Here is a 13,504-nt window from a genome sequence, read left to right as displayed (position 1 = left end):
AGGACAGTTCACAGAAGCTTGCAAAGAAGGGCGGTTTATATGCAGATCTATGTTCTCTACGCATTAAGTATTTTACTCGTATCTCTCCTGGTCACCGTGTATGCGTTTTACCGTTACCGTCCCAGGGGAATGGTGCGCATCCTTTTTACCTTTATGATCAGTATGTTTGGTGCGGCGTTAGGCCTTCTGTTGCAGAGTCTTTTCAGAATCGATCAGCGAAGTGTGAACTTTTTAATACAGTTTCTCTTTTCAGGGGTATTTTCAATCCTCATGGTTAAAATATTTTATTTTATACGCTCACGCCCGGATCAAGATTAATTCAGATATCGGTATTCCTGGTATTCACACAGCAGGACCGGCGGCCTTCTGCATGTTTTGTCCGCACCATACTGCGTATCGATAACGGCAGGATGATACATCCCATATGGTTTTACCACACGAAACGAAACATCTTTTACTACGCATAATATATATTCGGTCTACTTTAGTAGTGGATTATATGGATTATACAGTGCACCAAAGCTCAGGCCTCCCCCTTCCTTTCAATTCAGGAATCATTTACAATAAGATTATCTTTAGTCGTGAGGTGTGGCTGGTGAAAAATCTTGTGCCAGAAGATGAAAAAAGTCTTGATACCGGAAGATCATTCTCCCATGTGTATAACATCATCAGAAGTCTGAGGGGCCCCAATGGCTGTCCATGGGATAAGGAGCAAACAGCATTAAGTCTGAGAAACGCTCTCATAGAAGAAGCATATGAAAGCATAGAAGCGATCAATAACCAGGACAGAGAACATATGCGTGAAGAACTGGGTGACGTTCTTCTGGTCACCCTGCTGATCTCGTATATTGAAGAACAGTCCGGTGCTTTCACTGTGCAGGATGTTATCTCCGGGCTGTCGGAAAAACTGATTCGTCGTCATCCCCATGTATTCGGAGAAGAGAACCTGGATTCCTCGGAAGAAGTGTTAATTCAATGGGATAAGATCAAAGCAATCAACGAAGGTCGGGGCATCCCCTCCTCCATCCTGGATTCCGTTCCCAAGCATCTGCCCAATATGGACCGGTCGTTTAAACTTCAGAAAAAAGCGGCGAAATACGGTTTCGACTGGCAGGATCACAGAGGAGTTCTTGAGAAAATCCGTGAGGAGCTGGATGAGGTTGAAGATGTTCTCACCAGACTGGAAGAACATGACGAGGATTCTGATGATGCGTTCCTTCAGAAAGAGTTGGAACATGAACTGGGTGATGTTCTGTTCGCCGTTATTAATCTGGCCAGAAAAACCGGCGTACATCCCAACGAAGCCCTGTCACGCACAAACAGCAAATTTTACCGTCGTTTCAGCTATATCGAAGAAAAAATGGCTGAGGCGAACCTCGAGATGAATCAGGAAAACCTGGATCAGATGGAACGCTTTTGGATAGAAGCCAAGCACCGGGAAGTTCAGGAACAGACCGTGTAGTCCCCTGAAGGGTGTCAGCCTTCACATGGACTTTCCTTGCCGGCAGCTGTTGTACTTTCTGATGCAGTTTAATAGGTGTATCGGTGATGACTTACGGACATGAGCAGACCCATGCCCAGTAATGCAGTCCATAGACTGGATCCCCCGTAGGATAAAAACATAAGGGGTATTCCGGTTATGGGCATCAGGCCGATGGCCATTCCCACATTCACGATAAAGTGGAAAAACAGCATGGAGATTACGCCGACGGCAATAAAAGCGCCGAACCGGGTCCGCGCCTGATGAGCAATTATCACACCCCGAAGAATTATCCCTCCGTACAGGCCGGAGATAAGCACCCCTCCCAAGAAGCCCCATTCCTCGGAAAGAATTGAGAAGATGAAATCAGTGCTTTGCTGCGGCAGATATTGATAATGACTCTGGGTTCCCTGAAGAAATCCCATTCCGGAAAATCCTCCGGAACCCACAGCAGTCAGGCTCTGAATGATGTTCCATCCTGCTCCCCGGGGATCCACATAGGGATCGAGAAATACAATCAGCCGCATCATCTGATGGTCCCTGAGAAACCACCGTGCTCCTGGAGCCAGCACAAAAGATATGAGAAGTATTGCGAAGCCCATGGCGATAAAAAAGAAGTATTCTTTTTTTAGTCCGAACAGCCCGACAAGGGAAATAACCAAGCTGAGAAGCAGTCCTCCGCTGATGAGAGCGAAATATACCGGTTCATTGAATATAGCAAAGATTTCTATACTGCCTTCGTAAATCATGCGCTCCCATTCCGGAAGCACGGTGAATATTCCGGTGAAAAAAATTACCGCAATAATAAAAATGAGATACAAGGGTCTTGCCCCTGCGGCATACAGCATAAACAAAGCAATGGGCATATATACCATGGCCGTCCCGAAATCGGGCTGTAAGAGGACAAGTGCCATGGGCGGAATAATTATCAGGAAGGACACAAAAAACACCCTCACACCTCCGATATCCCGCTCTCCTGCCCGATCCAGATAGTATGCCAGAAGAAGGATTATTCCCAGCTTCATAAATTCCGAAGGCTGTATCCCGAAGGGACCGATGCCCAGCCAGCTTCTGGCTCCGTTCACCACCGCCCCCCTGAAAAGGGTGAAGCCCAGGAGAAAAAAGAAAAAACCGTAAATTATTGGAGAAAAGTCACGAAGCATATCGTACTTGACCAAAGAGACTGCGATCATCATTGCAGCGCCGATAACCGCCCAGATTATTTGTCGAATATACTCATTGCTCGTGAGCTTCCCTTCTGAGTTGATCGCCGAGGAATAGATGAACAGTATACCGATCAGTATCAACGCAACCGTTGCTATGATAAGCAGATAATCTATATTGATGGAGGATCTTCGATTAATCATCGTTCCCCTCCCCTATGGGTTCTTCCTGAACCGGAATGTCGACGTCGGACCCTGCGGCAGTGCTTTCATTGGCAGTCCGTTCATTACCGTCGGAAAACGCCTGGCCGGAGTCATTATCCGGCGGCATGAGTGGATTGAGTATTCGCTCAAGTTCCGGGATTCCCAAGTACCACAGAGGCTGGAGATCCCGAACGGCATCCTCGAAATTCATGTTGTTCATGATACCATGGATAATAATGTTGGCTGCCTTCGGCCCCCACCAATCCCATTCATTTGCGGCATCAATCCAGACCACCACAACGTACTGTTTTTCCCCGGGTTCCGGATTTGCAGGTACATAGGAAATAAACCAGGAGTGTTTTTGTTCTTCAAATCCGGTCTCTGCCGTGCCGGTCTTGCCGGCGATCTGGGCGGAATCACTGGTAATTACCCACCTGGCGGTACCCTGGGATATAACCATCTCCATCCCTTTTCGGACCTCTTGAAATACTTCCTCATCCACGCCGATATCCCGGAGGATGCGGGGTTCAAACTGATCCACCAGTTCAAGACTGGACTGATCCCGTACTTCCTTGAGTACATGGGGCTGATACACCAGCCCGTCGTTTACCACCGCCGCGGTGAGATTTGCCATTTGCAAGGGCGTGACGGTAAGAAAACCCTGACCGATTGAAAGGTTCACTGTATCGCCTCCGACCCAGGGCGTATTGTAATTGAGCTCCTTCCACTCGGGACTGGGGAGAAGCCCCCTCACTTCATTAGGCAGATCAATTCCGCTGTAGTCTCCCAGCCCGAAACGAAGGGAATAATCGAGTATGCCTTCAACTTCCAGATAATCTTTGCCTATTGTGTAGTAGTACACGTTGCACGATTCCGCCAGAGCTTCGTACATATTCACATATCCGTGGCCGTCATGATCGTGGCAATGGAATGTCCTGTCACCCACCACCACGTATCCCGGGCAGTAAATCTCCTCTTGCGGATCGAAGGCCTCCTCCTGGAGCATGGCCACGCTCATCAGCGTCTTGAAGGTGGATGCGGGACTTCCTGCTGCCTGGATGGTGCGGTTCAGCAATGGAGCCCTGGGATCGGAATTGAGTCTTTGAATATCAGAATCAGCACCGGCGGAATAAAAAATATTGGGATCGTAATCCGGATAGCTGTGCATAGCAATAATTTCACCATTTTTCGGGTTCATGACGATTGCTCCGCCGATCCGCGGCCCCATGGCATCCTCAACCAGTCTTTGAACGTGCCGGTCCAGGGTGAGAACCAGGGATTTTCCCAGTTCCGGAGGGACATCCTCAAGATCCTGCACCTGCCTTCCCCGGGCATCCACCCGGCCGTATCGTATGCCTTCTTCACCCCGGAGCAGATTATCGTATTGTTTTTCCACACCGGTTTTTCCGATTTCCCGGGCTCCTGCATACCCCTGATTATAGAGAATCTGCAGCTCCTCGGCGGTAATCTCCCCTGTATAGCCCAGCACGTGGGCCATCAGATCTCCCTGGGTATAATAGCGGGTCGGCCGGGATTCCCAGCTGATCCCGGGGTAGAGATCAATTCGCTCGGCAATGGCAGAAATCTGGTGGAAACTGGCACCGTTCCATATCTCATACAGGGCATAGTTTTCATTGCGGCTGCTGGGAATCTTGTTCCAGAGAAGGGTTTCGCTGGTGTTCAGCGCGTCGGCAAGCCGGGTTATCAGATCCTGCAGTCCGTCGCTGGGAACCTTGGAAAGGTCCAGTAGAATTGCAAAAGTATCGATGTTTGTAACAAGGGGCTGATCAAAGTTCCTGTCGTACACCTCACCTCTGCGTGTGGGAATAATCTGTCTGCGCCGGGACACTTGATCAGCCTGGGCCTTGTACACATAGTTATCCACTATCTGCAGGGAAAAGAGCCGTATTATATAGAGTCCTATTACGGCAAACATGAGAGAAGCGATAATAATCAGTTTTTTCTGTTGAATTCCGCTATTTCCGGACCCCTTTCTCAATCCTGATACCCCCCTCTCAGCCGCCGGGGCAGTATTTTATCCAGAGCTTTCAAAACTGCGAAGAGAATGGGGGTGAGAAGCAGGCTATACAGGAGGGAGATAAAAAAGATCCTGTTAAAGACCACTTCCTGCACGGCTTCGAAACCGAATATCCCCGCCAGGAGAAAACTGATAAACGCCTTCAGGAAAATAAACACCCCTACCATCAGAACCGGGGTAAAAATCGCATCAATATAGACCTTTCCCCTGCTGATCCCCGCCAGATATCCGACAAGGGTGAAGCTGAAACTGTAGAAGCCCAGAGGCGCGGCCCCCAGCACATCGGCGGTAAGACCGATAAGCAGCCCGATCAGTTCACCATGGAAGGCATTGCGGCTGTTTCCATAATATACAAGGACAACCAGACTGAGCTGCGGGAGGGCTCCCTGTATTGCAATAACCTGTCCGGGACCGCTGCTGAGATACAGAAGCAGAAGGGGTAAAATATACGGTATGAGAATCCACAGCATCAGCTTCCCGCCTTTTGTGATGAAGTATGAATAATAAAGACATGTTCAAGCCGGGAATACTGAATATAGGGTACAACATCCAGTTCAAGGGAAGTTGAGTAGGATTTTGCATTGATGGAAGAGATGGTTCCTATTCTGATATTTGACGGATACACGGAATCCAAACCTGAGGTTATCACTTCATCCCCCACACTGATCTGATTTCGGGATTCTCTGTCCACATACTCCATGAGAAGGAGGTCTTCATCACTTCCAAGCCCCCTGAGAAGACCCTCATAGCGGGTTCGGCTTAATCTTGCGGAAACATAGCTTTCAGGATCCACAAGAGGCCGCACAAGAGATGCATATCTGCTTACTTCAATGACCTTGCCCACCAGACCCTGCTTCCCGTTCTGGAATCCTACAACCGGCATTCCCGCCTGGATGCCGTGGGCGCTGCCTTTATTTACCAATAGACTGGTAAAGGAAATACCCGGGTCTTTCCCGATGATTTCAGCAGGGCTGTGAACAAACTCGCTGTTTCTGGAGTATGCCAGAGCGGATCGAAGCTGTTCATTTTCCGCCTCAAGGGCTTCCATGCTTTGAAAAATCTGTCTGCTTTTTTCCAGCTCTGAGAGTAAATTGGTATATTCAGCCCGTAAATCCCGAAGTTCTGAAATAGAGTTTACCGTGCGGCTGATAAATTTCCCGCTGCCGGTGAAAATCCGCTCCACTGTTGAACTGATACCCAGACCGATTCTTTGAGGTATGGATGTGAAGCGGCTGCTCTGAAGGCTCAGGGCGACCAGAGAAACAATAAGGATCAGCGCCAGAATTATGCTTTCCCGATGTTTGGTGCCAAGTTCTCGAAAATCCACGTTACCCTACCAACCTTACCTGGAGATCAGAGATGCACTCATACATTGATGGAATTATAATTGCTCTTCTCTTTTTGAGACTGCTGAGCAGCTTCAAAGTACATTCCTGCGCCTATTGCAACGCAGTTTAAAGGCTGCTCTGCCTTGAAAGCCGGAACGCCGGTTTCATTTGAAATAAGTGTATCCAGCCCCTTGAGAAGACTTCCGCCCCCGGTCATCACAATTCCGCGCTCCACAATATCCGCAGCAAGCTCCGGAGGTGTTTCGCCCAGTGTCTTTTTGATTTCTTCAATAATAGCGTTGATGGGTTCCTGCAGGGCTTCTCTGACTTCCACAGAGTCAATTTCCAGTCTTCGGGGCAGTCCGGTGATGGCGTCTGTACCCTTTATCTCCATCTTCTCGATTGATTTATCCGGGGTTGCGTTACCGATGTTTACCTTCAGTTCCTCAGCGGTTCGTTCACCGATAATCAGGTTATGGGTTTGTCGCACATATTTGATAATGCTCTCGTCAAACTCATCGCCGCCCAGCCGGATTGCATTGGTGACCACCATGCCGTTGAGGGAGATAACGGAAATTTCACTTGTTCCGCCGCCGATATCCACAACCATATGCCCCGCAGGCTCATGAATGGGGATATTGGCGCCTATGGCTGCGGCGAGGGATTCTTCAATCACCTCCACTTCCCGGGCGCCGGCTTTCAGGGCGGATTCCTCCACGGCACGTTTTTCCACTTCGGTTATACAGCTGGGTACACCGATAACCATGCGGGGTTTTACAAAAAGCCGTCTGGGCAAAACCTTTGCGATGAAATAGCGTATCATCTTTTCGGTGGTCTCAAGATCTGCAATAACTCCGTCCCGAAGCGGACGGATTGCAATAATATCTCCCGGGGTTTTCCACAGCATGCGTTTCGCTTCTTCTCCCACTGCCACCACTTTTTTGGTGCCCCGTTCAACTGCGACAACTGATGGTTCGTTGGCAACTATTCCTTTTCCGCGTATATACACCAAGGTGTTGCACGTACCCAAATCGATCCCTATATCATTGCTGAAGCCGTTAAAAATCCCCATGTGTCCCTCCCGGTAAGTTCAATTATCGTATCATACAAACGGTATTAAGAGAACGGATAAGTCATATGCAGGCGGGATTACCAGCATTGCATCCACCGCCGGTTTCCGACCTGCGTTATGACTGAAGCCGTTCCAGTGCCGGTCTGAATGTCCGGTCCTGGTTATAGGCTTCCCGCCATTGAGCCCTGGCTTTGACCATATCTCCTGCTTCGGCAAAGATCTCACCAAGGTAAAAGTAGGCTTGGGCTGATTGACTGTTCCGATCTATAATCGCTTCAAATATTTCCTGTGCCCTGTCAAATTCTTCCATCCGGAAAAGAGTCCGGCCCTTTCCCAGAGATGCTTCCTGGCGTAAAAAGCTGTCCTCGCTTCGGTTCAGAGCTTCCTCATAGTATTCCAGAGCCTCGCCGGTATTCCCCTGTTCCTCATACGCTTCCGCAATGGTCAGGAACAGAACCGCACGGGGACTGTTTTGTATGGCCTGCCTGATGTAGGAAATCCCTGAATCGATTTCACCATAATCCAGATGAATAACTCCAAGGTATTCCAGAATATCATCGGCAGTAAAGCCCGAGTCTTCAGCCAAGGACAGATATTTTTCAGAAAGATCGTAATAATACGGCCCTTTATGAAAATATGCCTTTCCGAGAATATACCATATTGTCTGCTGAAATCCAGCCGGGGGATCGTACAGAAGTTTACGCAGTGAATGAATTGAACTGTTGAGATGCCCTTCCCGTTCATCCTGATTCACCAGGGTAAGAGCATAATAAAAATTGGCAATTCCGTTATACAGAAGGTTCCGGGAGTTCAACGGTTCATCAAGAAGTTTGGCGCCGGTAAGTGCGGCTACCTGTTCATAGTTTTGGGCATCCCATTCTTTTTGAATCTGGTCATTCTCCGTATCCGGGAGAACGGCTTCGGAATTTCTCAAGAGAACATACAAAATGACCGACGCCAGCACGGCAAGAAGCAATACGGGGATTATTGCTCTCTGTAATCTGATTCTTCGGGTCTCTGAAAAGCCTCGTGATTTGGGACGCATATAAGTCAGGATTTTACGGATTGAGATATGTAATGTCAATGAAAAGATGCGGACCGGTAAGCCGGGTTCTGTTTACGAATGCCATCTGTCTTGAGCTCTATTGAGCTTCCAGCAACCTACCCGCAGACTGTATGGGATATCCATACAGTTGATCTGCTGCTTGGTTTTGCCCGGGGCAAGGTTTACCGTGCCTTCAGCCTCTCGGCGGAAGCGGTGAGCTCTTACCTCACCATTTCACCCTTACCCCCCGGCCGTTACCGGTCGGAGGGCGGTATCTTTCTGTTGCACTTTCTGTAGACGGTGGGACCGCCTCCCGGCAATTAACCGGTACCCCGTAACCGGGCCCGGACTTTCCTCCCGGTGTCTCTGTTTCCGGGCGGCATTCCGGTCCGCATAAAATTTCAGCGTATATTTCGGAAGAGATTACTCTTCATCAAGATCTTCATCATTCAGATCTTCTTCTTCCTCTTCAACATCTTCAAGACTCTGTTCGGCTATTCCGTCACCTTCGATATGATCATCTTCCACGTCATCATCATCGTCAAAGTCATCATCGTCTTCCTCGATGTCGTCTTCATCCTCTTCTTCGTCTTCATCCTCTTCGAAGTCATCATCCTCGTCATCATCCGAGTCCTTATCCTCGAAATCATCGCTGAAGTCGTCGTCAAATTCTTCATCGTCGTCAAACAGTACGGTGTTATCATCAAAATCGAGAATATCTTCGCCTTCGGGTGCTTCAGGCTGATGATACAGAATCATTGAGCAGTAGGGGCAGAAAAGCACATCCTTCTCGGCCTTAACGTCATTCACAAACTGGGCGGGAAGAATCATATTACAGCCGGTACAAACAGATCGGCGAAGGGGCACAATTCCCTTCCCTCCCTTGGAACGGATAATTCGCTTGAATTTGAAAACCATTTCCTCATCCATTCCCGGAGTTATCTCATCTTCCTGTTTATTGAGGGTCTCAAGAAGTTTCTGACGTTTGTCGCTTTCCTCCTTGATCTTCTCCTGCTCGGAAGTGAGTTCCTTTTCCTGTTCCTGAATGAGACTTTCTTCACGCTCTATGCTCTGCTGAAGTTCTTCCAGGTATTTCTGTTCCCTTTGCAGATCTTTGCGAAAATTCTGTTCGCGTTCAGAGGCTTCCCGGATTTCCTTCACAAGGGCTTCGTACTCCCGCTGGGTGTTGATGTTTACGATCTGCTCTTCATACTTTTCCCGTTCGCGCTCGGCATCGGTCATCTTGATCCGCAAATCCTGAACCTTGGCCCGGCCTGATTCAAGACGCTCATTTTTTTCCACGAACGATTTTTTCAGCCGGTTAACCAGCTCCGTTTTGGTATTCAGTGCTTTGGGAATATTCTTCAGCTCATTCTCGATGGAGTACTTCTCCGCCAGAACATCCTGAAGTTCCTGAAGTTTGTTCAATATTTCCTGAATCATGTGTAGCCTCTACCTCGTTATTATACCGCATTTCCGGTTTCTTTTTGTTTTCGAAAAGGTACCTGTGTGTATACCTGTGATGTTTCTGTTAATTATCCAAATAGTCTTTCAATCGACGGCTCCGCTTGGGATGGCGCAGACGCCTGAGTGCTTTTGCTTCAATCTGTCTGATTCGTTCCCTGGTGACATTGAAATAGAGTCCTACTTCTTCCAGAGTCAGACTGTAGCCGTCCTCCAGGCCGAAACGCATTTTCAGCACTTCCTGCTCCCGCTCCGGAAGCGTTTCAAGGACATCCCCCAATTGTTCCTGCAGAAGAGTGAACGCAGTCTGGTGCGCGGGGTTTTCAACATCCTTGTCTTCAATAAAATCTCCAAGGAGACTGTCCTCTTCTTCACCTATGGGGGTTTCCAGAGAAATGGGTTCCCGTGCCACGTTTTTCACCGATTTGACCCTGCTGACTGTCCAGCCCAGACGTTCGGCGATTTCTTCATCGCTGGGTTCTCTTCCCAGCACCTGCATGAGCTGCCTGGATTCGCGGACAACTTTGTTGATCTGTTCAATCATATGCACCGGAACCCGAATGGTTCGTGCCTGGTCGGAAATGCTTCTGGTAATAGCCTGACGGATCCACCACGTGGCATAGGTTGAGAACTTGTACCCCTTCCGGTACTCAAACTTCTCAACAGCTTTGATCAGACCGATATTTCCTTCCTGAACCAGGTCAAAGAAATGAAGACCCCGGTTGGTGTATTTCTTGGCGATGCTGACAACCAGCCGCAGGTTCGCTTTGATCAGGCGATCCTTGGCATTCTGCATCATGATCTTTCCGCGCTCAATTTCTCCAGCCATGTCGAGTATCTGATCTATCGGGTTTTCAAACTCAAGCTCATAGCTGCGGATTTTCTTTTCAGTCATCTGAATTTCCCGGATCATCTCTTTGATTTCATCCGAGGATAATCCAAGTTCGTCTTCAATGAGTTCACGGTCTTCAAGTATGGTGAGTTTACGGCCCAGAGATCGCAGTTCCCGGGAATTTTTCACCCGCAGACGCTTTTCGTTTCTGGTGATCTCTTTCTGATAACTTTTTATTTTTTTGGCAGTGCTCACAAATTTTTCGGAAAACTGGAGAATTTCATCCTGATGCAGATTAATATCCGAAAGACGCCCAACCAGGCTGTCCCGTTTCTGCGCCAATTTAGGATGGGAAATGATATCCTCCCCTTTGGAGATCAGCTTCTTTTTCAACTCAATATAGGATTTCAGGTCCGCAACCACCAGCTTCAGGGGTTCACGGTAAAACTGGCTCAGCCTTCGGCGCTCCGCAAGATACTCAGAAATCTCTTTCTTGCTCATGCTCATTTCACGGGGATCTTTTTTACTGAATGCCCTGGCAGCCAGGTTGAAAAATTCCGGGATCATCATTCCGGAGCCGCTGATCACACCTTTAATGATGTTCTCGCCGTCTTCCATCTTTTTGGAAAGTTCAACTTCCTGTTCGGCGGTGAGCAGATTTTCTTTTCCGATTTCCCGGAGATACAGGCGTATGGGATCATCAATAGCGCTGTCTTTATCGTTATAGACTACTTTCTTTTTGGGTTCTTCAGATCCGCTCTTTCCATCTGCCGACTCCCCTTTTGCATCTCCGGATTCAGCGGCACTGGCGGGCTGGGCTTTTGACTGGGCGGAATCCCCTGCTTTTTTTCGCGTGATACCAGGCTGACCCGGCGGGTCGGCTTCGATATCTTCATTTTGCGCCTGAACTTCTTCCGACAGCCGTATATCATTCTGACTGAGGATCACCATGACATCTTCGATTTTCTCTGAATTAACGAGTTCCTCGGGGAGTAGATCGTTCACCTCGTCATATGAGATAGTTTTCTTGTTTTTCGCGTAATCAAGTAGTTTCTTTATTGCAGGATCATTCTGCAGTTCTGTCATGAATTGATTCCTTTAATGTCTTAAGTTCTGTATCCAGAAACATTTTCTTTTCCAGGAGCTCTCGCTGTCCCTTGGAATCCCGGCTTTGTTCCTTGCGCTTGAGAAGCTGAACCACTTCTCTCCGCTCTTCCGACAGCAAATCGCTCCGGACTCTGAGTAAGGCAGCTTCTATATAACCTGCTGGATCGTTTCCGAATTCACCGCTTGTTGCTTTCTTCATTATAAAATTCTTTACTTCTTCATGTTCAATATCTTGAAGAATTTTTTCGAATTCGCAATCGGAATTTCGAAAATGCTCTTCGAGAAGCACATATAATGACTGGGCAATATCATTTCGCAAATCCATTGCTCTGATATGCTTTCGGACCATCTGGAAATATTCGGGGTGAATTACCAGTGCGGTCATCAGAAGATTCTCGGGATTTACGATCATGGCGATGCGTTTCTGACGATGTTCGGGTCCGCCCTCCGCCCCCGGCTCGTCATGTTTCGGCCTGGGACTGCGTTCGCCCCGTAAAAAGCGCTGAAATGAGCCTCGAATAGACTCAAGAGTTACGGACACACGGTCAGCAAGTATTTCTAAGCTGGCCTCCTGTTTAACCGGAGATTGTATACTGCGGATATACGGAAAAAGCTGTTCGAGAATCCGCTCCTTTCCCTCAGGAGTGTGAATATCAGACTTCGAAACAGCTTTCGTTACTAAAAACTCGAGCGCAGTAGTTGCAGAGTGTACTAAATTTTTCAATTCTTGTGAACCGTTTTCCGCCAATATATCCGCAGGATCCTTATCATTTTCTAATGAAAGAATATTACATTCAATTCCTTCCATTTCAAAAATTACCGCCGCCTTTTGGCTGGCTTTATAACCGGCTTCATCTCCGTCAAAAACACATGTTCCCCTGGTGCTGAACCGATGGAGCAGCTTCGCCTGCTCCGGGGTGAACGCAGTTCCCAGGGGCGCCACCGCATTGGTCAGTCCGGCCTGGTGAAAAGCCAGTACATCAAGATATCCCTCGCACAGGATGAACCCCTCACCCTTTTTGATGCCCTCCTTGGCACGCTCAAGGCCGTAAAGGTTGTGTTTCTTGTGAAATATCATGGTGTCCGGACTGTTGATGTATTTTGGACCATCCCCGTCCAGCAGCCGGCCGCCGAATCCCACGGTGTCACCCTGATGCCGCTGAATGGGAAACATGAGACGGTTGGCGAACAGACACCACCGGGGATTCCGCTGGCTGAAAAGACCGGTTTTCCCCAGGAATTCAGGGCTGTACCCCTTCTTCATGAGAAAGCCGTGCAACCAGAACGGATCGGGGTGAGCATAGCCGAGGGAGAACTGGTCAATCAGTTCCCTGTCGAACCCCCTGTTCCGGATGTAATCCAACGCAGGGCGCCCCATGTCCGATTCTGTGAGCAGGTAGCTGAAGCTTTCCCGTATTTTGGCATAGAGCTCTTCCATGGCCTTGCGGTCCCGGGATTCCCTGCTGATTTCCCCACGATCCTGATCGATCTCCACCCCAGCCCGACGGCCCAGATACTCCACTGCTTCCGGGAATGTAAGATGCTCCATCTCCATAATGAAGGTGAATACATTTCCCCCTTTTTGAGTGCTGAAACAGTAGAACATCTCCCGGGACGGGGTGACGGTGAATGAGGGGGTTTTTTCGTTTTTAAACGGTGACAGGCCCCAGTACCGGTCTCCCTTTCGGGTGAGGTTTACATATTCGCCGACCACTTCAACGATATCTGTTTTCCGGCGGACTTCTTCGATTGTTTCTTCAGGGATCATGGC

The 13,504-nt window shown here is 48.6% G+C and carries 11 protein-coding genes and 1 other RNA gene; 2 read left to right on the top strand and 10 right to left on the bottom strand.

Going from position 1 to position 13,504, the window contains the following annotated elements:
- Nucleotides 1-39 precede the first annotated feature (39 nt).
- Both L21SP2_RS08415 and mazG read left to right on the top strand, forming a co-directional pair.
- Nucleotides 40-318: a hypothetical protein gene (locus L21SP2_RS08415; protein ID WP_024268076.1), complete on the top strand. Its 279-nt coding sequence runs from the start codon at nucleotides 40-42 to the stop codon at nucleotides 316-318.
- Between the two features lie 277 nt (nucleotides 319-595).
- Complete coding sequence (gene mazG / locus L21SP2_RS08410) at nucleotides 596-1,462, top strand: nucleoside triphosphate pyrophosphohydrolase (RefSeq protein ID WP_024268075.1); 867 nt, start codon at nucleotides 596-598, stop codon at nucleotides 1,460-1,462.
- A gap of 68 nt (nucleotides 1,463-1,530) precedes the next feature.
- Here mazG and rodA read toward each other — a convergent pair whose 3' ends face one another.
- From rodA to dnaG, 10 genes are all read right to left on the bottom strand, one after another.
- On the bottom strand, nucleotides 1,531-2,847 hold the full coding sequence (gene rodA / locus L21SP2_RS08405) for a rod shape-determining protein RodA (protein ID WP_024268074.1): 1,317 nt from the start codon (nucleotides 2,845-2,847) through the stop codon (nucleotides 1,531-1,533).
- The gene (gene mrdA / locus L21SP2_RS08400; protein WP_024268073.1) at nucleotides 2,840-4,846 is read right to left on the bottom strand and encodes a penicillin-binding protein 2; all 2,007 of its coding nucleotides are present in this window, start codon (nucleotides 4,844-4,846) and stop codon (nucleotides 2,840-2,842) included. Before mrdA ends, rodA begins: the two co-directional genes overlap by 8 nt.
- Nucleotides 4,843-5,355, bottom strand: coding sequence for a rod shape-determining protein MreD (gene mreD, locus L21SP2_RS08395; protein ID WP_024268072.1), 513 nt, complete (start codon nucleotides 5,353-5,355; stop codon nucleotides 4,843-4,845). Before mreD ends, mrdA begins: the two co-directional genes overlap by 4 nt.
- Nucleotides 5,355-6,212 carry a rod shape-determining protein MreC gene (gene mreC / locus L21SP2_RS08390; RefSeq protein ID WP_024268071.1) on the bottom strand — a complete coding sequence of 286 codons (858 nt, stop codon included), beginning with the start codon at nucleotides 6,210-6,212 and terminating at the stop codon, nucleotides 5,355-5,357. Before mreC ends, mreD begins: the two co-directional genes overlap by 1 nt.
- 38 nt (nucleotides 6,213-6,250) lie before the next feature.
- Nucleotides 6,251-7,285 carry a rod shape-determining protein gene (locus L21SP2_RS08385; RefSeq protein ID WP_024268070.1) on the bottom strand — a complete coding sequence of 345 codons (1,035 nt, stop codon included), beginning with the start codon at nucleotides 7,283-7,285 and terminating at the stop codon, nucleotides 6,251-6,253.
- Nucleotides 7,286-7,400: 115 nt separating this feature from the next.
- Nucleotides 7,401-8,219: a tetratricopeptide repeat protein gene (locus L21SP2_RS08380; protein ID WP_169730453.1), complete on the bottom strand. Its 819-nt coding sequence runs from the start codon at nucleotides 8,217-8,219 to the stop codon at nucleotides 7,401-7,403.
- A 152-nt stretch (nucleotides 8,220-8,371) separates the two neighbouring features.
- Nucleotides 8,372-8,726: RNase P RNA component class A (gene rnpB, locus L21SP2_RS17780), an RNA gene on the bottom strand.
- Nucleotides 8,727-8,753: 27 nt separating this feature from the next.
- Complete coding sequence (locus L21SP2_RS08370) at nucleotides 8,754-9,773, bottom strand: zinc ribbon domain-containing protein (protein WP_024268067.1); 1,020 nt, start codon at nucleotides 9,771-9,773, stop codon at nucleotides 8,754-8,756.
- Nucleotides 9,774-9,861: 88 nt separating this feature from the next.
- Nucleotides 9,862-11,712, bottom strand: coding sequence for an RNA polymerase sigma factor RpoD (gene rpoD / locus L21SP2_RS08365; protein ID WP_024268066.1), 1,851 nt, complete (start codon nucleotides 11,710-11,712; stop codon nucleotides 9,862-9,864).
- The gene (dnaG, locus tag L21SP2_RS08360) at nucleotides 11,693-13,501 is read right to left on the bottom strand and encodes a DNA primase (RefSeq protein WP_024268065.1); all 1,809 of its coding nucleotides are present in this window, start codon (nucleotides 13,499-13,501) and stop codon (nucleotides 11,693-11,695) included. The genes rpoD and dnaG overlap by 20 nt, the downstream gene beginning before the upstream one ends.
- Nucleotides 13,502-13,504: the final 3 nt, after the last annotated feature.

Source organism: Salinispira pacifica (genome assembly GCF_000507245.1).
GTDB classification, from domain to species: Bacteria; Spirochaetota; Spirochaetia; order DSM-27196; family Salinispiraceae; genus Salinispira; species Salinispira pacifica.
The sequence above is the reverse complement of the archived record's forward strand: the minus strand, read 5'-3'. Positions and strand labels throughout refer to the sequence as shown.

What these genes read in the sequence shown, in the direction of transcription:
- rpoD (WP_024268066.1), bottom strand. Translation starts at nt 11,712, where the DNA reads ATGACAGAACTGCAGAATGATCCTGCAATAAAGAAACTACTTGATTAC.
- L21SP2_RS08385 (WP_024268070.1), bottom strand. Translation starts at nt 7,285, where the DNA reads ATGGGGATTTTTAACGGCTTCAGCAATGATATAGGGATCGATTTGGGT.
- rodA (WP_024268074.1), bottom strand. Translation starts at nt 2,847, where the DNA reads ATGATTAATCGAAGATCCTCCATCAATATAGATTATCTGCTTATCATA.
- mreD (WP_024268072.1), bottom strand. Translation starts at nt 5,355, where the DNA reads ATGCTGTGGATTCTCATACCGTATATTTTACCCCTTCTGCTTCTGTAT.
- dnaG (WP_024268065.1), bottom strand. Translation starts at nt 13,501, where the DNA reads ATGATCCCTGAAGAAACAATCGAAGAAGTCCGCCGGAAAACAGATATC.
- L21SP2_RS08370 (WP_024268067.1), bottom strand. Translation starts at nt 9,773, where the DNA reads ATGATTCAGGAAATATTGAACAAACTTCAGGAACTTCAGGATGTTCTG.
- L21SP2_RS08415 (WP_024268076.1), top strand. Translation starts at nt 40, where the DNA reads ATGCAGATCTATGTTCTCTACGCATTAAGTATTTTACTCGTATCTCTC.